Origin of the sequence: Paenarthrobacter sp. PAE-2 (genome assembly GCF_026013155.1) — a bacterium.
Classification (GTDB): Bacteria; Actinomycetota; Actinomycetes; order Actinomycetales; family Micrococcaceae; genus Arthrobacter; species Arthrobacter ureafaciens.
Genome location: NZ_JAPDNV010000001.1, coordinates 188,085 through 208,174, shown reverse-complemented (window position 1 = coordinate 208,174; position 20,090 = coordinate 188,085). Strand labels below are relative to the sequence as shown.

The following is a 20,090-nucleotide window of genomic DNA, read 5'->3' as shown; positions in this document are numbered from 1 at the left end:
CGCTGCTGCCTACAGGTAGTGAGCAATACAGCCGTCCCTCGGACTCACAGAACGGTGGGAGTTGTGAAACTCGAATTGAAGGGGATCTCGAAGGCATTCGGGAGCTTCTACGCCAACCAAGACATCGACCTTGTGGTCGAATCCGGACAGATCCATTGCCTCCTCGGCGAGAATGGTGCCGGAAAATCAACCCTCATGAACGTGCTGTATGGACTCTATGAGCCTACGGCCGGACAAATCCTCGTTGACGACCACCCGGTAGCTTTCCGGGGACCGGGGGACGCCATGGCTGCCGGGATCGGCATGGTGCACCAGCACTTCATGCTCGTCCCGGTGTTCACTGTCGCAGAGAACGTTGCGCTGGGTGCGGAGCCAACGTCAGTAGGCGGCGTCCTCAGCATGGACGAAACCCGCCGGAAGATCCGCGATATCTCCGAAAAGTACGGCTTCGACGTCGATCCCGATGCTTTGGTGGAAGACCTCCCGGTTGGGGTCCAGCAGCGCGTGGAAATCATCAAGGCGCTGGTCCGGGAGGCGAAGGTGCTGATCCTGGATGAGCCCACCGCCGTGCTCACGCCGCAGGAAACCGATGAGCTCCTGGACATCATGAGGCAGCTTAAGGCCGGCGGAACATCGATCGTGTTCATCTCGCACAAGCTGCGTGAGGTCAAGGCTGTCTCGGACGTCATCACCGTGGTCCGCCGCGGAAAAGTAGTCGGCGATGCCCCGCCGACTGCTTCTGCGGCAGAGCTTGCGTCCATGATGGTTGGCCGGCCTGTCAGCCTGAGTCTGCTTAAAGCCGCGGCCCAACCGAAGGAGACCACTTTCAAGGTGGAGAACCTGACGGTGCGGGCGCCAAACGGCACCAACATCGTGGACGGAATCAGCTTCGACATCGCCCAAGGCGAGATCCTCGCGATCGCAGGTGTCCAGGGCAATGGCCAGACCGAGCTGACCGAAGCAATCCTTGGTGTCCAGGAACACGTGACCGGATCGGTCACCCTCGACGGAAAGCAGTTGCTGGGACTGCCGGTGAAAGACGTCCTGCGTTCCGGCGTCGGCTTCGTTCCGGAGGACCGCACCGTAGATGGCCTGGTGGGTCCGTTCTCCGTGGCCGAGAACCTCGTGCTGGACCTGTACGACCAAGCTCCTTTTGCCCGCGGCGTCAGCATGAACCCGGGCAAAGTGGCCGAGAACGCCAAGGCCAAGATCGAGGAGTTCGATATCCGCACCCCGTCCGCGGGCGCTGCGGCAGGGACGCTGTCGGGCGGCAACCAACAAAAGGTGGTTATGGCCCGTGAGTTGTCCCGCCCCCTGCGGCTCTTCATTGCAAGCCAACCGACCCGCGGCGTGGACGTCGGTTCCATTGAATTCCTGCATAAGCGAATCGTCGCGGAGAGGGATGTGGGAACGCCGGTGATGATCGTCTCCACGGAACTCGACGAAGTCATGGAGCTCGCAGACCGCATTGCGGTGATTTACAAAGGCAAGCTCGTGGGCATCGTTCCCTCGGGTACATCCCGTGACACCCTCGGCCTGATGATGGCCGGCGTCAGCCCGGAAGGGGGCTCCGATGACACCCAGTGAACCGACCGGCAACCCCGGCGATCCGAAGAAGAATGAACCGGCCGCGGAAGCGGCACGGCAGGAATCCACCACCGACGTCCAGGCCGCCGACGTCGCGCTGGACACTGCGGGCGGCACCCTGGAACCGTCCATTGTTCCGGTGTCCTCCCAAAGCGGAGATGTCGGGCACCAACAAGGCAGCCTGCTCCGCCGGATCGTTATGGGGAATGGATTTGTTTCCGTCCTGGCTGTCCTTGTTGCTTTGTTCCTCGGCGGCCTGTTGATCGCCAGCACCGACGACAGAGTTGCCAGGACCGCAGGGTACTTCTTTGCCCGCCCCACCGACTTCCTTTCGGCGCTCTGGGGCGCCATGACCAAGAGCTACGTTGCCCTCTTCCAAGGAGCGGTTTTCAACCCCCGGCAGGGCCTCATGCCCTTGCTGGAGACCATGACCGTAGCCACCCCGTTGATCTGCGCCGGCCTGGGCGTGGCCCTGGCTTTCCGGGCAGGTTTGTTCAATATCGGTGCCCAGGGCCAGATCATCATCAGCGCCACCCTGGCCGCCTATGTTGGCTTTGCCTGGGACCTTCCGTTCGGGCTGCACCTGCTGGTGGTCATCATTATGGGTGTCCTGGGTGGAGCGGTCTGGGGCGGCATTGTGGGCCTCCTCAAGGCCAGGACGGGCGCCCACGAGGTCATTGTGACCATCATGTTGAACTACGTGGCACTGTTCCTGCTCGACTTCCTCCTGAACACCGCGGCGTTCCGGCGTCCGGGGGACAACAGCCCCATTTCGCCCCGGCTGGATGAATCGGCTACCTACCCCGTGCTCATACCGGGCTCGAGGCTGCACTTGGGCTTCCTGGTGGCCGTTGCGCTGACGGCAGGTGTCTGGTGGATGCTCAACCGTTCCACCATTGGCTTCGAATTCCGTGCTGTGGGCGCAAATCCCGCTGCTGCCCGCACGGCCGGCGTCAAGGTTCCGCGGGCCACCATCCTCGTCATGGCGTTTGCCGGAGCCCTCGCAGCCTTCGGCGGCGTGGCGCAGGTAGCGGGTACCGAGAAGGTCCTGACCGGCGGGGTAGCGGCACAGATTGGCTTCGACTCCATCACCGTGGCCCTGCTGGGACGCAGTACGCCGTGGGGCACGTTCTTCGCCGGCCTCCTGTTCGGCGCTTTCCGCGCCGGAGCCGTGCAGATGCAGATCCAGACGGGAACACCTATCGACATTGTTTTGGTGGTGCAGTCGCTGATCGTCCTGTTCATCGCAGCCCCGCCGCTCATCAAGTCCATCTTCCGGTTGGACAGCACCAAGAAGAAGAAAAAGGTAGCCCGGAAGGCCGCCCTCGCCAACGCCACCGGAGGTGCCAAATGAGCGCAACAGCAACCGCCCCCCGGGCCGGAGCTCCGTCCCTTCCGGGCTTCCGCCCCTCGTTGAAAGTCCCTGTTTCCCTCAGCGTCCTGGCCCTTGTTGCACTGGTCTTCTTTGGATTGCTGGGCTCCGGGCAAACGGCCGAGATGAAGGTCAGCGATCCCGGCGACGCGGTCCAGATCCCTGCGCTGATGATTCCCGGCCAGGCCGGCGGCATTGTTCTGGCCGTTTTGCTCCTGGCCATGGCGGCCTACTCGATCTACCTCTGGACGCGCGGAGAACGTTCACCGAAGTGGTTGCCCATTGCTTTCGCCGTGGTCTTCGTTTTTGCCGTGCTCGTGTGGATTGTGGCCGGCGCCCGGCAACCGTCCATCTCGTTGGCCGGCCTCGTGGCAGGCTCGGTGACGCTGGCGGTTCCCCTCGTCTTCGGGTCCCTGTCCGGTGTGCTCTGTGAGCGGGTAGGCGTGGTCAACATCGCCATTGAGGGCCAGCTGCTGGGCGGGGCTTTCACCGCTGCCCTCGTGGCCACCGTAACCGGCAGCCCCTACATCGGGCTGCTCGCCGCTGCTGCCGCGGGCGCCGCCGTCTCCATGGTGCTGGCAGTCTTCAGCATCAAGTACCTCGTGAACCAGATCATTGTGGGCGTGGTCCTGAACGTGCTGGTGTCGGGCCTTACCGGCTTCCTGTTCGGCACGGTCATGGCACCGAACAAAGAGCAGTTCAACACCCCGGGCCGTCTGGACATCCTGCCGATTCCGCTGCTCTCCGATATCCCCATCATCGGGCCGGTCCTTTTTGAGCAGTCCGTGGCCGGCTACCTGATGTACATCGCAGTGGCTGTTGTGTGGTTCGGTTTGTTCAAGACGCGGTGGGGCCTGCGGGTCCGGGCCGTTGGTGAGCACCCGCAGGCCGCCGACACCCTGGGCATCAACGTCAACGCCACCCGCTTCTGGAACGTCACCCTGGGCGGGGCCATCGCAGGCATCGGCGGAGCGGTGTTTACGTTGGTGACCATCGACTCCTTCACCAAGGACATCTCCGGAGGCCGCGGCTTCATTGCCCTGGCTGCGCTCATCTTCGGGCGCTGGAACCCGATCGGCGCTTTCCTGGCATCCTTGCTGTTTGGTTTCGCCTACAACCTGCAGTCGATTCTGGGCATTATTGGTACTCCGGTGCCCAGCCAGTTCATGGCCATGCTGCCGTACCTGGTGACCATCTTCGCCGTCGCCGGTTTGGTGGGCAGGTCCAGGCCGCCCGCGGCCAGCGGCATACCGTACGTGAAAGGTTGACGTGATGAGCCACATCGATTGGCAAGCGCTGGAAGCCGCGGCGAAAGACGCCATGGACCGGGCCTACGCGCCCTACTCCAAATTCCCGGTGGGGGCCGCAGCCCTCACCGACGACGGCCGGATCATCAGCGGCTGCAATGTGGAGAACGCCAGCTACGGGCTCACCCTCTGCGCCGAGTGCACGCTGGTGGGCCAGTTGCACATGGGCGGCGGCGGACGGCTGGTGGCGTTTTATTGCGTGGACGGCGACGGCAGCATCCTGATGCCATGCGGACGCTGCCGGCAGCTGCTCTACGAATTCCGGGCGCCCGGCATGCAACTCATGACCAGCCAAGGCATCAAAACCATGGACCAGGTGCTGCCTGACGCCTTCGGTCCGGAACACCTGGAGGAAACCCCGTGACCAGCACCGAAGCCTTCGACGCCGTCCAGATCATCACGATCAAGCGGGACAAAGGCACCCTGACGCCGGAACAGATCGACTGGACCATTGACGCCTACACCCGCGGGGTCATTGCCGAAGAGCAGATGGCGGCACTGAACATGGCCATCCTGCTCAACGGCATGGACAGGGCCGAGATCTCCCGCTGGACGGCCGCGATGATCGCCTCCGGCGAGCGGATGGACTTTTCGTCGCTGACAACGCCCGACGGCGGCAGGAAACCTACCAGCGACAAGCACTCCACCGGTGGGGTAGGGGACAAGATCACTCTTCCCCTGGCTCCGTTGGTGGCCGTCTTCGGAGTGGCAGTACCGCAGCTGTCCGGCCGCGGTTTGGGTCACACCGGGGGCACGCTGGACAAACTGGAAGCCATTCCCGGGTGGCGCGCGAACCTCAGCAACGCGGAAATCATGGCCCAGCTCCAGGACGTCGGAGCAGTGATCTGCGCGGCGGGCTCCGGGCTGGCCCCGGCTGACAAGAAGCTGTACGCCCTCCGCGATGTTACGGGCACCGTCGAAGCCATCCCGCTGATTGCGTCCTCGATCATGAGCAAGAAGATCGCCGAGGGCACGGGGTCGCTGGTGTTGGACGTGAAGGTGGGTTCGGGTGCGTTCATGAAGGACGAGGCCCGTGCCCGGGAACTCGCGGAAACCATGGTGGCGTTGGGCAAGGACGCCGGGGTGCACACTGTTGCGCTGATGACCGATATGTCCACGCCGTTGGGGCTGACCGCGGGCAACGCCATTGAGGTGGAGGAGTCCGTGGAGGTCCTGGCAGGCGGCGGCCCGGAAGACGTCGTCGAACTGACGGTACGGCTCGCTGAAGAAATGTTGGCTGGTGCCGGCATCCACGAAGCAGATCCTGCAGCGGCCCTGAAGGACGGCCGGGCCATGGATGTGTGGAACCGGATGATCGAGGCCCAGGGCGGAGATCCGCGCGCTGCCTTGCCCGTGGCCAAGGAGTCGGAAGTGGTGTACGCCCCGGCGGACGGCGTCCTGGTGGAGCTGGATGCCCTCTCGGTAGGCGTGGCTGCCTGGCGCCTGGGCGCGGGCCGGGCCAGGAAGGAAGACACCGTCCAGGCCGCGGCGGGCGTCCGCCTCCACGCGAAGCCTGGTGCCCTGGTCCGTGCAGGGGAGCCCCTCATGACGCTGCTGACGGACACTCCGGAGAAGTTTGATCGTGCCAAGGAAGCCCTGGCGAACGCGGTGGTGATCGCACCGGAGGGATCCCGTCCCGCCCACCGGCTCATCATCGACAGGATCGCCTAGGCTTAATAACCGTGCAGGCCATCAATGATTTCATTCTCGCCGCGGCGGAACAGCCGTGGGTGTTGTTCCTGGTGCTGGCCTGTTGCCTGATCGATGGTTTCTTCCCGCCGATTCCCAGCGAATCGGTGGTGGTTGGCTTGAGTGCTGTCTCCGGCAGCAGCGGTTCACCGAACGTCTGGCTGCTGGGGGTGGTGGCGGCCATCGGGGCATTCTCCGGGGACAACATCGCCTACATCATCGGCGCCCGCATCGGGATCCGGCGGTGGCGCTGGATGCGCACCCAGCGCATGCAGGGCGCCTTCCGCTGGGCCGGGAAAGAACTTCGACGGCGGTCGGCCTCGCTGATCATGGTGGCCCGGTTCATTCCGATCGGCAGGGTGGCAGTGAACCTCACGGCCGGTGCCACGCACTTCCATCACGGCCGGTTTGTTGCCCTCACATCTTTGTCGGCCGTCTTGTGGGCCAGCTATTCGGTGGTCCTCGGGTATTTCTTCGGCGTTTGGTTCGAAGACAACCATCTGCTGGGAGCCGTGATCGCGATCGTGGTGGCCGTCATCCTGGGCATCATCATTGACCGCATCATCAGCAAAGTGCGCGGGGCCGCTCCCTTGGACGGGAAGAACCTTCTTGAGGACCAGAAACCAACGGAAGAAGGCACCGGGGCTCCACCTACGGTATGAGCCTGGAGGTAGCCCAAGATCACCCCCTCGGGTGACGCCGGAACCTCCGCCGCGCAGCTAGCGTTAAACGTGTGATCCCGAGGCTGGGGCGTAGCGAACGACGTCCCGGCCATGGGACACTAAGAGCGATCTACGTCACAGTGTCAAGTCACATTCATCTAGGAGCTACCGCCGCGTGGAGTTTTTGAACGAAATGCTCGAGCATGCAGCCGGGCAGCCCTGGATTTACCCGGTACTGCTGGTGTTCTTCTTCATCGACGGATTCGCCACCATCCTCCCCAGCGAAACAGCGATCGTAGGCCTCTCGGCACTGTCCCTCCACAGCGGCCAGCCAAACCTCTGGATCCTTGGTTTCACGGCCCTCATCGGTGCCATGGCGGGGGACAACATGGCTTACATGCTCGGCCGGAAGATCGGGCTCACCCGGTGGAAATGGATGCGCCGGCCCAAGGTCCAGAAGATGTTCGCGTGGGCTCAATACGAATTGGACAAGCGCGGAGCCGTGCTCATCTTCACCGCCCGCTACATCCCGTGGGGTCGCGTGGCCGTGAACTACGTGGCAGGCCAGACCGGCTTCCGCCACCGCACCTTCTTCATCCTTGATGCTTTCGCGTGTGTCACGTGGGTGGGCTACTCGATCGGAATCGGACTCCTCGCCGGTCAGTGGGTGCACAACAATCCGTTGCTGGGCGTCGGCATCGCCGTGGCCTTCGCGGTGCTTCTTGGCATCGTCGTGGACCACGCCCTGCGCTGGTGGCACAAGTACCTGGAGCGTAAGGACGCTGCACGCGCAGCCGCCCGGGAAGCCTCTGAATCTGCTGCGCCCGCTGTGGACCGCAAGCCGGTTGTCGGCGCTGACCTCTCCAAGCCTGCTGGCTAAGGACCTGTCATCCCCCTAGAGTTGGTCTGTGACTGAGCCAATTGTTGACGCTGCCCCTGCCCTCGACTTTGATCTGAAGAGTCTTCCCAAGATTTCCCTGCACGACCATCTGGACGGCGGCCTGCGCCCTGCCACCATCATCGAACTGGCCGAAGCCGTGGGCCACACCCTGCCTTCGACGGATCCGGTGGCACTGGGTGAATGGTTCCGCGAATCGGCGGATTCCGGTTCCTTGGTGCGCTACCTCGAAACGTTCGACCACACCATTGCCGTGATGCAGACCAAAGAAGGTCTCTTCCGGGTTGCCAAGGAGTTCGTGGAAGACCTCGCCGAGGATGGCGTGGTCTACGGCGAAGTCCGTTGGGCTCCCGAGCAGCACCTCCGGAAAGGCCTGACGCTTGACGAGGCCGTGGAAGCCGTCCAGGCCGGACTCGAAGCGGGCGTGGACGCAGCCGACGAAAGCGGTCGGCAGATCCAGGTGGGACAGCTGATCACCGCCATGCGCCACGCTGACCGTGGCCAGGAAATCGCCGAACTCGCCGTCCGCCACCGGACCCGGGGCGCCGTGGGATTCGACATCGCCGGAGCGGAAGACGGCTTCCTGCCCTCCCGGTTCAAGGACGCTTTCACCTACCTGGCGGTCAACAACTTCCCGGCGACAGTCCACGCGGGCGAGGCCGCCGGCCTGGAGAGCATCCAGTCAGCCCTGGTGGACGGCCGCGCACTGCGTCTGGGCCACGGCGTCCGCATCGCGGAGGACATCACGGTTGAGTTCGAAGATAACGCCGACGACGACGGCGAGGGCACCGTCGGCCTGGTCACCCTGGGCAACGTGGCCGGCTGGGTCCGGGACCGGGGAATTCCTTTGGAGATCTGCCCTTCGTCCAATCTGCAGACGGGTGCGATCGCCAGCTTCGGCGAAGGCATCGAAAGCCACCCGCTGGACATGCTCTTCCAGCTCGGTTTCAACGTCACCATCAACACGGACAACCGGCTCATGAGCGGGGTGACCCTGACGGACGAGTTCGAACTCCTGGTGGAAACCTTCGATTACGACCTCGATGACCTCCTGGAACTGACGCTCAATGCTGCCGAGGCAGCCTTCCTGCCGCTGGATGAGCGCGAGGCTTTGGTGGAGTACATCAACGATGCCTACGCCAACCTCGGCTAAGGAGCCCGCCAACAGCATCGACCGGCTTATCGAAACAATCGGTGCCCTGCGTGAGCACTGCCCCTGGATGGGTGCGCTCACGCATGAATCGCTGGTTGAATACCTGATCGAGGAAGCCTACGAGGTAGTGGATTCGATCGAAGCCGGTTCCGTTGATGACGAACTCCGCGGTGAGCTGGGCGACGTACTGCTTCAAGTGGTGCTGCACGCCCGGCTCGCCAAGGAGCGCGGCAGCTTCGACTTCGAAGCCGTCGCAGAGGGCATCAACGCCAAGATGATCCGGCGGAACCAGCACGTCTTCAAGGCCGACGGTTCCCTGCAGGAGAGTTTCCCGGCCAGCGTCGAGGAAATCATCATCCGGTGGGATGCGGCCAAACGCGCCGAGAAACCGGAGCGCGCCGATCCGTTCGAGGGAATACCGCCGCACCTGCCCGCCTTGGCGGCGGCACAGAAATCCCTGGACAGGGCCGCGCGCGCCGGCCTGGCCATCGATCAGCAAGGTGCGCCGGCCGCCGTCGGGCCTGTTGCGGTGCCGGACTCCGAAGAGGCGCTGGGCGAGCTGCTGCTGGCAGTCGTCGCCGGCGCCCACCGGCAGGGACTCGACGCCGAACGCGCACTCCGGAAGGCCGTGCGTGCCTTCCACGATGGTCACGAACGGCATTCGTGACGTGCTCCCGAGGAAACCGTTCCGTAACCTAAGCCACTCTCGACTACGCTAGTAGCGACGAGGACGTCGAGAATTCCCCTCTAGATTCCTGTAAATCGCTTCACCATAAGGAGCACATCCATGGCGCTTATCGATGCCATCCACGCCCGCGAGATCCTTGATTCCCGCGGAAACCCGACCGTAGAAGTAGAGGTCCTGCTCTCCGACGGCCAGATCGGCCGCGCAGCAGTTCCCTCCGGTGCCTCCACCGGCGAGCACGAGGCCGTTGAGCTCCGCGACGGCGACAAGGGCCGTTACCTCGGCAAGGGTGTCCAGAAGGCCGTCGACGCTGTGATCGACGAGATCTCCCCGGCCCTGATCGGTTTCGACGCCACGGACCAGCGCAGCATCGACCAGGCGATGATCGACCTCGACGGCACGTCCAACAAGGGCAAGCTCGGCGCCAACGCCATCCTCGGCGTGTCCCTCGCCGTCGCCAACGCCGCCGCAGCCTCGGCCGACCTGCCGCTGTACAAGTACCTGGGCGGCCCGAACGCCCACGTTCTTCCGGTCCCGCTGATGAACATCCTCAATGGCGGCTCGCACGCAGACTCCGACGTTGACATCCAGGAATTCATGATCGCTCCGATCGGCGCCGAGACCTTCTCCGAGGGTCTCCGCTGGGGCGTTGAGGTTTACCACAACCTCAAGTCCGTCCTGAAGGAAAAGGGCCTCTCGACGGGCCTCGGCGACGAGGGCGGCTTCGCTCCGAACCTGCCGTCCAACCGCGCTGCACTGGACCTGATCCAGGAAGCCATCAAGAACGCCGGCTACACCCCGGGCACGGACATCGCGCTGGCCCTGGACGTCGCTTCCTCCGAGTTCTACAAGGACGGCGCCTACCAGTTCGAAGGCAAGGCCCTGAACTCCACCGAGATGAGCGCCTACTACGCCGAGCTGGTTGCCGACTACCCGCTGGTCTCCATCGAAGACCCGCTGGATGAGAACGACTGGGAAGGCTGGAAGACCCTCACCGACACGATCGGCGACAAGGTCCAGCTGGTTGGCGACGACCTCTTCGTGACCAACCCGGTCCGACTGCAGCAGGGCATCGACGCCGCCACGGCCAACTCGCTGCTGGTCAAGGTCAACCAGATCGGCTCCCTGACCGAGACGCTCGACGCCGTGTCCCTGGCACAGCGCGCCGGCTACACCACCATCACCTCGCACCGCTCAGGCGAGACCGAGGACACCACCATTGCCGACATCGCCGTTGCCACCAACGCCGGCCAGATCAAGACCGGTGCCCCGGCCCGTTCCGAGCGCGTAGCCAAGTACAACCAGCTGCTGCGCATCGAAGAAGAACTGGACGACGCCGCACGCTACGCCGGACGCAGCGCCTTCCCGCGTTTCAAGGGCTAGCCTTCCGCGAAAACAGCTGACCGGTGGCTATGGTGGAAAGACCATAGCCGCCGGTTCTGTTTAACGCTTGCCTGCTGGACCGCGGGCCAAGGAACCAACGCAAGAATGTCAGGCGCGAGGGCAAGCGCAGCAACCCGCCAGGCAAGCACCGGGCATTACAGGAGTGTCATGGCCACCCGTCGTCCAAAGGTACCCAGGGCCGACGCCCTCGGCAGGCCGTCCGGCTCCCCGCACGCCCCCGCACGCCACCAGGCCGGCGGTCCCGCCGATGAGGCGGGCGGCGAGATCATCGAGGCTTCATTCGGCAACAGCCCCTCGACCACGTCGGCAGGAACGTCCGGTAGCGCCACAAAGGGAAAAGCAACGGGCGCGCAGGGCGGTGCCGGCGCCGCGACTGCCGTGAGGAAGCCGTCCGCGCGTAGTGGCACGCCGTCGAAATCCGCTCCTTCCCTCCGCGGTACCTACGCCCCGGACAGCACGTCAGGGGGCACCAAACAGGTCCCCGGTGATCCTGAAAGCATCGATCCGGTACCGGCCAAGGCCTTCTCGGGACGCCTGTTGGCCTTTGCAGTGGTCATGATTGCCATCACGGTCATGCTGGCCCCTACGGTCAAGGTGTTCCTCGAGAAACGCTCCGAAATCTCGGCCCTGGAAGCGGAAATCGCGGCGAAGGAAGCCGAGCAGGAGGACCTGAACAAGCAGCTATCGCGGTGGCAGGACCCCAACTACGTGAAACAGCAAGCCCGCGACCGCATTAACATGGTTATGCCGGGTGAAACGGGATACTGGGTGTTTGGCGGGGAAGATGCCGCCGGAACGCCTGGGGGCCGCACCGGCTCCGGCACATCCGAAAACCCGGCCAACTTGCCCTGGGTGGATGCGCTTTGGGAGTCCATCAGACGATCGGCAACAGACTAGACGCGGTGCCCGCCGCCGTCGTGCCCTCCGGGGAGGCGACCACAAAGGGCAGGAAGGTTGGCAGCACAAGTGGAAGCAAACACGGCAGCCTTGCCGCAGGAATCCCGCCAGCCATCAGAACACGACCTGGATGTCCTGAGCCGCCAGCTCGGCCGTCCCGTCCGTGACGTCGTGGAGATCCCCGCCCGTTGCGTGTGCGGCAACCCTCTGGTTGCGGCCACGGCACCCCGACTGAGCAACGGGACCCCGTTCCCCACGACGTTCTACCTGACCCACCCGGTCATTACGTCGGCGGTGTCGCGTTTGGAAGCAGCCGGGCTCATGAACCGGATGAACGACCGCCTGTCCGCCGAGCCGGATCTCGCCGAGTCCTACCGCGGCGCCCACGAGTCCTACCTCCAGGCCCGGGACCAGATCGCCGAACGTTCCGGTACAGGTGCGGTTCCGGAGATTGCCGGAGTCTCGGCAGGCGGCATGCCCACCCGCGTGAAATGCCTGCATGTCCTGGTGGGCCACTCCCTGGCGGCCGGTCCCGGCGTGAACCCGTTGGGTGATGAAGCGCTGGAAGCCATCTCGGAGTGGTGGACCAAGGACCGCTGCTATTGCGACGGCGCATGGGACACCGAGGGTGAGGCCCCGTCGAGGGATCTCAGCCGCCATGGCCCGCAGGGCTTGCCCGGCATCGTTGGCCGGCCGGCCCCGGTGCGCAAGTCAAAGACCCCTGAGGACACAACTGCAGAAACGACGGAAGAGCATCCATGAACCGTGTGGCCGCCATCGACTGTGGAACCAACTCGATCCGCCTGCTGATCGCCGACTCCCCCAACGGGGGATCCGGGCCGTTGACTGACGTTGTCCGCGAAATGCGCGTGGTCCGCCTGGGACAAGGCGTTGACGCCACCGGGGAGCTCGCTCCCGAGGCCCTCGAGCGGACCTTCGCTGCCGCCAAGGATTACGCGGAACTGATCAACAAGCACGACGCCGGCAAGGTCCGTTTCGTCGCCACGTCGGCAACGCGGGACGCCCGGAACCGGGACGTCTTCGTCGATGGCATCCGCGGGTTGCTGGGCGTGGAACCCGAGGTCATCTCCGGCGACGAGGAAGCTTCCCTGTCCTTCGCCGGTGCCAGCAGCGTGCTGCCGGTCAAAGACGACGACGCCGTCCTGGTAGTAGACCTTGGCGGCGGCAGCACGGAGTTCGTCCTGGGTGACTCCAACGGCGTCATCGCTGCCCGTTCGGTGGACATCGGGTGCGTCCGCCTGACGGAACGGCACCTCAAGGGCGATCCTCCCACCGCGGAAGAGATCGCAGCAGCGGAAGCCGACGTCGACGCAGCCATCAACCTCGCAGCGGAAACCGTTCCCTTCCACCGGGCCACCGCCGTCGTGGGCGTTGCCGGTTCCATTACCACCATCACGGCACACGCCCTGGGCCTGAGCGAGTACCAGCCGAACCGCATCCATGGCGCCTACCTCGATTCCGGCACCATCAGCGATGCCGCGACCAACCTGCTGAACATGGGCCGTGCCGATCGTGCCGCCCTGCCCTACATGCACCCAGGCCGGGTGGACGTTATTGGAGCCGGCGCACTGGTGTGGCGACGCATCGTCGCCCGACTGGTCGAATCGGGCAACGGACGCATCACTGGCGCGTTGGCCAGTGAGCACGACATCCTGGACGGCATTGCACTGAGCATCCAGGGTTCTGCGTGAGCATGCGGTTCCGGCGCAGCTTTTCCGCCTCGCTCGCGGCCTTCCTGGCCGGGGGAGCGCTGGTGGGCTCGCTGGCGACCGCACCGGCGGCTATGGCCGACTCGTGGCGGGACAAAGAGCACTGGCTCAAGGAATCGGGAATCACCAACGCCTGGCAGGTCTCGAAAGGGGCCGGCGTCAAGGTAGCCATCATCGACAGCGGTGTTGACGGCAACCACCCGGACCTCAAGGGAGTTGTCACCGGCGGCGCTGATGCCTCGAAAGCGGGAGCGCCGAACGGCCAGAAGAGCATCGGCGCCAAACCGGAGCACGGCACATTGGTGGCCACCATGCTGGCCGGCCGCGGACACACAACGCCTACAGCTTCCCCGTCCGCCTCGCCGTCTGCGGCCCCCACCACGCCGCCTGCGGGCGGGCCTGACGGGATAGTGGGCGTAGCGCCGGAAGCAGAACTTCTGTCCGTCTCCACATGGCTTGGCTCGCCGAACCCCGGCGGAAAAACGGACCAGGAACAAATCCCGGATGCCGTCCGCTGGGCCGTGGACAACGGTGCGAAGGTCATCAACATTTCCTTGGGCAGTACGTCGCCGGACTGGCCGCAGAGTTGGGACGCGGCCTTCCTTTACGCCGAACAGAAGGACGTCGTCATTGTGGCTGCGGCCGGGAACCGGGTGGGCGGCAACGTCCAGGTGGGCGCGCCCGCCACCATCCCCGGGGTTCTCACGGTCGCAGGCTTGGACGGCGACGGCAAAGCCAGCGTGGATTCCTCCTCCCAGGGCATCAGCATCGGTGTAGCAGCCCCCGCTGAAGACCTCGTGGGCGGCATCCCGGGCGGCGGTTACGCTGAGTGGGCCGGAACCTCGGGTGCAGCGCCCATCGTTTCCGGGGTCGCCGCCCTGATCCGGTCCAAGTGGCCGGAGATGAGTGCAGCGCAGGTCATCAACCGGATCGTGAGCACCGCCAAGGACGCAGGCGCCCCGGGCAAGGACCCGTTGTACGGCTACGGGATCCTTGATGCCGAGGCTGCTTTGAAGGGAACCGTCCCCACAACCAGTACCAACCCGTTAGGCTCCATCGGCGATTGGATCAGGGTCCATCGACGCGGCGATCTCAGCGCACCCACCCAGGCTCCGGTCGAGAGTCCCACCAGCGCGCCTCCCACCTTGGCGGACCCCACCGTTCCAGTGGCGCAGGCTCCGGCGACGGTCGACGATGCCTTGCCGGCCGCCGTCGTGCTTGGCTTTGGCGCCTTGTTCATCGCCATCATTGCCGGTGCCGCAATCCAGTTGCGCCGGGCTTATAAAAACCCGCCGGCGACGCCGGAGGAGGCCGATACCGGCGTCATGGAAGCGGTGGATCCACCTACCAAACGTAGTTAGTGAAGATTTTCACAAAGTACTGTACTCTGGTGTCATGGCAACCACCCCAGAGCTCATTGACCGTCCCCGGGTTCTCGTCGTCGGCGGCGGCTACGTCGGCCTGTACGTAGCACTCAAACTGCAGAAGAAGATCGCGAATGCAGGTGGCATCGTCACCGTCGTGGATCCACTGCCCTACATGACCTACCAGCCGTTCCTCCCCGAGGTGGCCGGCGGCAACATCGAGGCACGCCACGCCGTTGTCTCCCACCGTCAGCACCTGAAGCAGACTGAGCTCATCCAGGGCCGCGTCACCAGCATCGACCACGCCAACCGCACCGCTGTGGTTGCGCCCTCGGACGGCGGCGCTCCGTTTGAGATCCCGTACTTCGACGTCGTCATGGCCGCTGGTGCCATCACCCGTACGTTCCCCATCAAGGGCCTCGCGGACAAGGGCATCGGCCTGAAGACCATCGAGGAAGCTGTTGCGCTGCGCAACAAGCTCCTTGAGCGCATCGAAGCCGCATCCACCATGACGGACCCTGCCGCACGTGCCAAGGCCCTGACGTTCGTGGTTGTTGGCGGCGGCTTCGCCGGCATCGAGTGCCTCACCGAAATGGAAGACCTCGCCCGCGCAGCTGTGCGCAACAACCCGCGCATCCGCCAGGAGGAAGTCCGCTTCATCCTGGTCGAAGCCATGGGCCGCATCATGCCCGAGGTCACCGCTTCCCAAGCCGAGTGGGTTGTGGAACACCTCCGCAGCCGCGGCATCGAGGTCCTGCTCAACACCTCGCTGGACAGCGCCGAAGGCAACCTTAAGCTCATCAACCTGCCGGACAAGACCTCCGCCGGTGAAGTCGAAGCAGACACGCTGGTCTGGGCTGCAGGCGTGCAGGCCAACCCGATGATCCGCTCCACCGACTTCCCGCTCGAACCCCGTGGCCGCGTCCGCGTCCTCCCGGACCTGCGCATTGCAGGCGACGAAGGCATCATCGAGAACGCCTGGGCTGCCGGCGACATCGCCGCTGTTCCGGACCTGACCGGCAAGGGCCTCCCGGACGGTACCTGCGTACCGAACGCACAGCACGCACTTCGCCAGGCCAAGAAGCTCGCCAAGAACCTCTGGGCTTCCCGCTGGGACAAGCCGTTGCACGATTACAAGCACAAGAACCTTGGTGCTGTAGCCGGCTTCGGCGAGTGGAAGGGTGTTGCGAACATCAACCTGCTGGGCCGCATCGGCCTCAAGGGCGGACTCGCCTGGCTGGCACACCGTGGCTACCACGGCATGGCCATGCCCACCGTTGAGCGCAAGTTCCGCGTGGTCTTCGGCTGGATCCTGGCCTTCTTCGCCGGCCGCGACACCACGCAGCTGATGGACCTGGACAACCCGCGCGGTGCGTTCGTGGCCGCAGCAACCCCGGCCCCGAAGCCGGCTGCTGCCGCTCCCGCACCTGCTGAAGCCAAGCCCGCCGAGGTCAAGACCCCGGTAACGGCTAACGCCAAGTAGCAAGAAGTACGACGGCGGCTGCTCCCCTGAGGGGAGTGGCCGCCGTCGACGTTTAACGCCTCGCCGTCACACCGTGGCGGGCGCGCCTAGACTGTACGCATGCCCGGCGAAACCGACTTGGAAACACTCCTCGAATCCATGCACCCCGTTGTCCGGGAGGGCGACTACGTCTACGCACTCTGGCCACACGGAAAGCCGCTGGAAGGCGACATCGAGGCTGCGGTCCGGGAAGCGGAGGGCCTGACCGTGGTGCTGCGGCGCGATGAAGCGGACCGGCTCGGCCTGCACTATGACTTCGTGGCTGCATGGATCACCTTGCAGATCCATTCGGCCCTGGAAGCTGTTGGACTGACTGCCGCGGTCAGTTCGGCCCTCACCCATGCCGGCATCAGCTGCAACGTCCTGGCCGGCTTCCACCACGACCACCTGCTGGTGCCGGCTGCCGAGGCCGGACGCGCCCTTGATGTGCTCCGCCTGCTGGGACGCGGAATAGTGCTGAGGGACGAACGCCCGGAGGATCGTGCGGCCATCCTGGAACTCGCCGCGAAGGCGTTCTCCGTTTCGCCGGTCACGGGGGAACCCGTCCAAGGTACGCCAGTGGAGGTGGGCCTGCTGCGGGAGCTCTTCGAGTGCGACGAATACATTCCGAACCTGAGCATCGTGGCGGAAATCGCCGGTGAGATCGTGGGGCACGTCATCAGTACCCGGGCATGGGTGGGGGACCTGGAACTCCTTGGCCTCGGGCCAATAGCGGTGGAGCCCACGCTCCAGCGGCGGGGGATCGGTTCTGCGCTGATGCGCGAGACCACGCTGCGGGCCACAGCGGCAGGGGAGCGCGGAATCGCTTTGCTGGGAAGTACCAGCTACTACCCGCGCTTCGGCTACGTCCCGGCGGCAACCGTCGGCGTCGCTCCGCCGGACGCTGCGTGGGGCGATCACTTCCAGCTGTTGCGGCTTCCGGCATGGCCCGACGGCGTGCGGGGAACCTTCCGCTACGCGGCGCCGTTTGAGCGCCTTTAGCGCAGGACATCTTCAGCTGGGATAACATGGTCCGGGCGCCCCAGTAGCCCAATTGGCAGAGGCATCGGACTTAAAATCCGCGTGTTGTGGGTTCGAGTCCCACCTGGGGCACAACGGGAAAGGGAAGCGGAAATCCGCTTCCCTTTCCTGCTTTCTTTTTGAAGAGTTTTCCCAGCTGGCTCGTAGATTCCCCACAGGCAACGAGTGTTATAGGGATGTGACCTCAATCACTTATCTTCGCCGATCAATTGCACTAGTTTGAGTCTTAATCAGGAATACCTGAGTTATCGCATCAAAGGCGGTTCGCACCTTTCGATCGAGGAGACAACGAATGTTTGATCTTTCCCAAGCGGCGCCCCGGGCCGCCAAGCTAACAGCGCTTGGCATTGGGGTCGCTCTGCTCGCCACAGCCTGTGGCGGGTCTTCAACGCCGAGCCAGTCCAATACCGGCTCCAGCTCGGCCGCCGCAGCAGGCATTTCCTGCCCGGCACCCAGTGGAGGGGCGGGTGCAGGCAACAGCCAGGCCGCTACCAACTCTGGCCCCGTACCTCCTTCGACCACCACTACCTCCACTCCGCTCAAGATTGGATCGCTCCTGCCGACAACGGGGTCGCTGGCGTTCCTTGGCCCGCCCGAAATTGCCGGTGTAAACCTCGGCATCAAGGAAGTCAATGATGCAGGCGGCGTGCTCGGTGCTCCCGTCGAGGTAATCCACCGTGACTCCGGTGATACCAAGACCGATATCGCTACGCAGTCCACCACCGCCCTCCTGGGCCAGGGAGTCAGCGCCATCATCGGTGCAGCCTCCTCGGGTGTTTCCAAGACCGTCATCAACCAGATCACGGGTGCGGGTGTCATCCAGTTCTCGCCGGCCAACACCTCGCCGGACTTCACTACGTGGGATGACAAGGGGCTGTACTGGCGTACTGCGCCTTCCGACGTCCTGCAGGGCAAGGTCCTCGGCAACTACATGGCCACCTGTGGAGCCCAGACCGTTGGCATGATCGTGCTTAACGACGCTTACGGAACCGGCCTGCAGAAGAACGTCAAGGAAGCCTTCGAGGCTGCCGGCGGCAAGGTTGTGGCTGAGGAACTGTTCAACGAAGGCGACTCGCAGTTCAGCAGCCAAGTGGACAAGGTCCTCGCTGCCAAGCCGGATGCCATTGCCCTGATTACCTTCGACCAGGCCAAGAGCATCGTTCCGCTGATCACCGGCAAGGGCATCAAGCCGACGCAGCTGTTCATGGTTGATGGAAACACTTCCGACTACAGCAAGGACTTCCAGGCAGGCACCTTGAAGGGCGCCCAGGGCACCATCCCGGGTACCTTCGCCAAGGACGCCTTCAAGCAGAAGCTCCTGGCCATCGATCCCGCCCTGAAGGATTACAGCTACGCAGGTGAGTCCTACGACGCCGTGAACCTGATCTCCCTGGCCGCCGAGGCTGCCAAGAGCACCAAGGGGCCGGACATCGCAGCCAAGCTGAAGGAAGTTTCCGAGGGCGGCGAAAAGTGCAGCAGCTACGCTGCTTGCGTGACGCTCCTGCGCGAAGGCAAGGACATCGACTACGACGGCCAGTCCGGTCCGGTGACCTTCTCCGACGCCGGTGACCCCACCGAGGCGTACATCGGTATCTACGAATACCAGGATGACAACACCTACAAGCCGGTTCGTGAAGAGTTCGGCAAGCTCTAAGCCGCATCTTTCTCCACGCCGCTGACCCGCAGGCCCCCTTCCACCTCGGTGGAAGGGGGCCTGCTTGTGCGTCCGGCACCCCCAAGCCCCGGCATTCACAGGCCCTCAGCAGGGCAGGCGTGCCGCCACGACCCACTTTGAGGGGAAAAGCCCTGGCTGGCACTCCAATCCTCGGCGTGTTGGGCGCTGACGTCTGCAAAGTGGGTCGTGGCGGTACGCGGGCGTTCAGGAAGCGAACGGTTCGAAGCCTTCCAACACCCTTTCAAGCATGAGGACACCCTGCTGTTCGAAGGCCTGGTCTCCCACCTGATGTGCCCAGACCACGGTTCCGACGGCTTGGTTCAGGTTCTCGAGGCGCCACACGCCGGCCTCTTCCGGGGTCCGGACGAGCCGCCCGAACCCGTGATGAAAAGCCGCCTCAAGTTCCGGGTTTGTCCGGAACTGCTGGTGGCTGAGGCGGACCACGTCGTGGACCCACGGGCGCAGGTCCGCGCGGCCAAAGTCGATTACTTTCACCGCGCCGTCGTCGTACAGCCAGTTCCTGGGTTGGAAATCGCCGTGGGTGGTCACCAACTCAACAGGGTAAACCTCGACGGCGGCAAGCTCCTCAGCCACGCGGCGCACCACGGGTGCGGCCACAAGGCCGTCCAGGCGCTCGATCATCGCAGAAGTCCTGGCCGCCATCGAGCGCAAGTAACTCTCGGATGTTCCCGCCGGCCGATGCAGCAGTGCAAGGAGCTTGCCGGCTTGGTAATAGGTATCCGATTCATGTTCTGCCGCGGTCCCGGCTACCAGCGTGCCGGGCAGGAATCCGGTGACCAACAGGCCGGCATCCGGTGCGGAGTGCAAAAGGTCAGGAACCCTGCCGCGGAGGCCGGGCAGCCCACGGGTGTACGCCTTGATTTCGCGGCGGATGTGGTGGCTGGTCAGGCTGGCCTTCACCGTAACGTGCCGGCCATCCTCGGTGTCCAGCTGCAGGACGGTAGTGTCCTGGAGCGGCCAGGAGTGGTCCTGGATCACAGTGAAGTGACCAAGCCAGGACGTCAAGAGTTCCAACTGTCGGCTGGAAATTGCGTCAGTCATCGGTCCAGCATGCCATCCCGCGGTTGATGAGGTGTTGTGGGGAACTGTGAACTCGCCAATTGG

The 20,090-nt window shown here is 64.3% G+C and carries 18 protein-coding genes and 1 tRNA gene; 18 read left to right on the top strand and 1 reads right to left on the bottom strand.

What is annotated here, in order from left to right; translation table 11 throughout:
• Positions 1–63 precede the first annotated feature (63 nt).
• The 18 genes from OCL88_RS00805 (at position 64) to OCL88_RS00720 (ending at position 18,944) form a co-directional block, all read left to right on the top strand.
• Positions 64–1,587: an ABC transporter ATP-binding protein gene (locus OCL88_RS00805; RefSeq protein ID WP_264961263.1), complete on the top strand. Its 1,524-nt coding sequence runs from the start codon at positions 64–66 to the stop codon at positions 1,585–1,587.
• The gene (locus OCL88_RS00800) at positions 1,574–2,941 is read left to right on the top strand and encodes an ABC transporter permease (protein ID WP_264961262.1); all 1,368 of its coding nucleotides are present in this window, start codon (positions 1,574–1,576) and stop codon (positions 2,939–2,941) included. The genes OCL88_RS00805 and OCL88_RS00800 overlap by 14 nt, the downstream gene beginning before the upstream one ends.
• Positions 2,938–4,227 carry an ABC transporter permease gene (locus OCL88_RS00795; protein WP_021471535.1) on the top strand — a complete coding sequence of 430 codons (1,290 nt, stop codon included), beginning with the start codon at positions 2,938–2,940 and terminating at the stop codon, positions 4,225–4,227. Before OCL88_RS00800 ends, OCL88_RS00795 begins: the two co-directional genes overlap by 4 nt.
• A 4-nt stretch (positions 4,228–4,231) precedes the next feature.
• Entirely contained in the window at positions 4,232–4,630 is a 399-nt protein-coding gene (locus OCL88_RS00790; protein ID WP_069694714.1) for a cytidine deaminase, read from the top strand.
• Complete coding sequence (locus OCL88_RS00785) at positions 4,627–5,937, top strand: thymidine phosphorylase (protein ID WP_264961261.1); 1,311 nt, start codon at positions 4,627–4,629, stop codon at positions 5,935–5,937. The genes OCL88_RS00790 and OCL88_RS00785 overlap by 4 nt, the downstream gene beginning before the upstream one ends.
• An 11-nt stretch (positions 5,938–5,948) precedes the next feature.
• Positions 5,949–6,617, top strand: coding sequence for a DedA family protein (locus OCL88_RS00780; protein ID WP_062095675.1), 669 nt, complete (start codon positions 5,949–5,951; stop codon positions 6,615–6,617).
• A 193-nt stretch (positions 6,618–6,810) separates the two neighbouring features.
• On the top strand, positions 6,811–7,497 hold the full coding sequence (locus OCL88_RS00775; protein ID WP_264961295.1) for a DedA family protein: 687 nt from the start codon (positions 6,811–6,813) through the stop codon (positions 7,495–7,497).
• A 28-nt stretch (positions 7,498–7,525) separates the two neighbouring features.
• Positions 7,526–8,668, top strand: a complete 1,143-nt coding sequence (locus OCL88_RS00770; protein ID WP_264961260.1) for an adenosine deaminase — start codon at positions 7,526–7,528, stop codon at positions 8,666–8,668.
• Positions 8,646–9,335 (top strand): MazG nucleotide pyrophosphohydrolase domain-containing protein, encoded by a 690-nt coding sequence (locus tag OCL88_RS00765; RefSeq protein ID WP_264961259.1) that lies wholly within the window; start codon positions 8,646–8,648, stop codon positions 9,333–9,335. Before OCL88_RS00770 ends, OCL88_RS00765 begins: the two co-directional genes overlap by 23 nt.
• A 120-nt stretch (positions 9,336–9,455) precedes the next feature.
• A complete protein-coding gene (gene eno / locus OCL88_RS00760) occupies positions 9,456–10,736 on the top strand; it encodes a phosphopyruvate hydratase (RefSeq protein WP_021471528.1) in 1,281 nt (426 codons plus the stop codon).
• 168 nt (positions 10,737–10,904) lie between these two features.
• Positions 10,905–11,654, top strand: coding sequence for an FtsB family cell division protein (locus OCL88_RS00755; protein ID WP_264961294.1), 750 nt, complete (start codon positions 10,905–10,907; stop codon positions 11,652–11,654).
• Positions 11,655–11,723: 69 nt separating this feature from the next.
• Entirely contained in the window at positions 11,724–12,416 is a 693-nt protein-coding gene (locus OCL88_RS00750; protein WP_021471526.1) for a DUF501 domain-containing protein, read from the top strand.
• Positions 12,413–13,366: a Ppx/GppA phosphatase family protein gene (locus OCL88_RS00745; RefSeq protein WP_264961258.1), complete on the top strand. Its 954-nt coding sequence runs from the start codon at positions 12,413–12,415 to the stop codon at positions 13,364–13,366. Before OCL88_RS00750 ends, OCL88_RS00745 begins: the two co-directional genes overlap by 4 nt.
• The gene (locus tag OCL88_RS00740) at positions 13,363–14,745 is read left to right on the top strand and encodes a S8 family serine peptidase (protein ID WP_264961257.1); all 1,383 of its coding nucleotides are present in this window, start codon (positions 13,363–13,365) and stop codon (positions 14,743–14,745) included. The genes OCL88_RS00745 and OCL88_RS00740 overlap by 4 nt, the downstream gene beginning before the upstream one ends.
• Before the next feature lie 34 nt (positions 14,746–14,779).
• Positions 14,780–16,231 (top strand): NAD(P)/FAD-dependent oxidoreductase, encoded by a 1,452-nt coding sequence (locus OCL88_RS00735; RefSeq protein WP_264961256.1) that lies wholly within the window; start codon positions 14,780–14,782, stop codon positions 16,229–16,231.
• Between the two features lie 99 nt (positions 16,232–16,330).
• Positions 16,331–17,251: an N-acetyltransferase gene (locus OCL88_RS00730; protein WP_264961255.1), complete on the top strand. Its 921-nt coding sequence runs from the start codon at positions 16,331–16,333 to the stop codon at positions 17,249–17,251.
• A gap of 37 nt (positions 17,252–17,288) precedes the next feature.
• Positions 17,289–17,362, top strand: a tRNA-Leu gene (locus OCL88_RS00725).
• 220 nt (positions 17,363–17,582) lie between these two features.
• Complete coding sequence (locus OCL88_RS00720) at positions 17,583–18,944, top strand: ABC transporter substrate-binding protein (RefSeq protein WP_264961254.1); 1,362 nt, start codon at positions 17,583–17,585, stop codon at positions 18,942–18,944.
• Positions 18,945–19,169: 225 nt separating this feature from the next.
• Here OCL88_RS00720 and OCL88_RS00715 read toward each other — a convergent pair whose 3' ends face one another.
• Positions 19,170–20,027, bottom strand: coding sequence for an aminoglycoside phosphotransferase family protein (locus tag OCL88_RS00715; protein WP_264961253.1), 858 nt, complete (start codon positions 20,025–20,027; stop codon positions 19,170–19,172).
• Positions 20,028–20,090 lie beyond the last annotated feature (63 nt).

Coding starts and splice junctions, on each gene's coding strand:
- OCL88_RS00800 (WP_264961262.1), top strand. CDS start 1,574: ATGACACCCAGTGAACCGACCGGCAACCCCGGCGATCCGAAGAAGAAT.
- OCL88_RS00795 (WP_021471535.1), top strand. CDS start 2,938: ATGAGCGCAACAGCAACCGCCCCCCGGGCCGGAGCTCCGTCCCTTCCG.
- OCL88_RS00790 (WP_069694714.1), top strand. CDS start 4,232: ATGAGCCACATCGATTGGCAAGCGCTGGAAGCCGCGGCGAAAGACGCC.
- OCL88_RS00775 (WP_264961295.1), top strand. CDS start 6,811: ATGCTCGAGCATGCAGCCGGGCAGCCCTGGATTTACCCGGTACTGCTG.
- OCL88_RS00765 (WP_264961259.1), top strand. CDS start 8,646: ATGCCTACGCCAACCTCGGCTAAGGAGCCCGCCAACAGCATCGACCGG.
- eno (WP_021471528.1), top strand. CDS start 9,456: ATGGCGCTTATCGATGCCATCCACGCCCGCGAGATCCTTGATTCCCGC.
- OCL88_RS00755 (WP_264961294.1), top strand. CDS start 10,905: ATGGCCACCCGTCGTCCAAAGGTACCCAGGGCCGACGCCCTCGGCAGG.
- OCL88_RS00745 (WP_264961258.1), top strand. CDS start 12,413: ATGAACCGTGTGGCCGCCATCGACTGTGGAACCAACTCGATCCGCCTG.
- OCL88_RS00735 (WP_264961256.1), top strand. CDS start 14,780: ATGGCAACCACCCCAGAGCTCATTGACCGTCCCCGGGTTCTCGTCGTC.
- OCL88_RS00730 (WP_264961255.1), top strand. CDS start 16,331: ATGCCCGGCGAAACCGACTTGGAAACACTCCTCGAATCCATGCACCCC.
- OCL88_RS00720 (WP_264961254.1), top strand. CDS start 17,583: ATGTTTGATCTTTCCCAAGCGGCGCCCCGGGCCGCCAAGCTAACAGCG.
- OCL88_RS00715 (WP_264961253.1), bottom strand. CDS start 20,027: ATGACTGACGCAATTTCCAGCCGACAGTTGGAACTCTTGACGTCCTGG.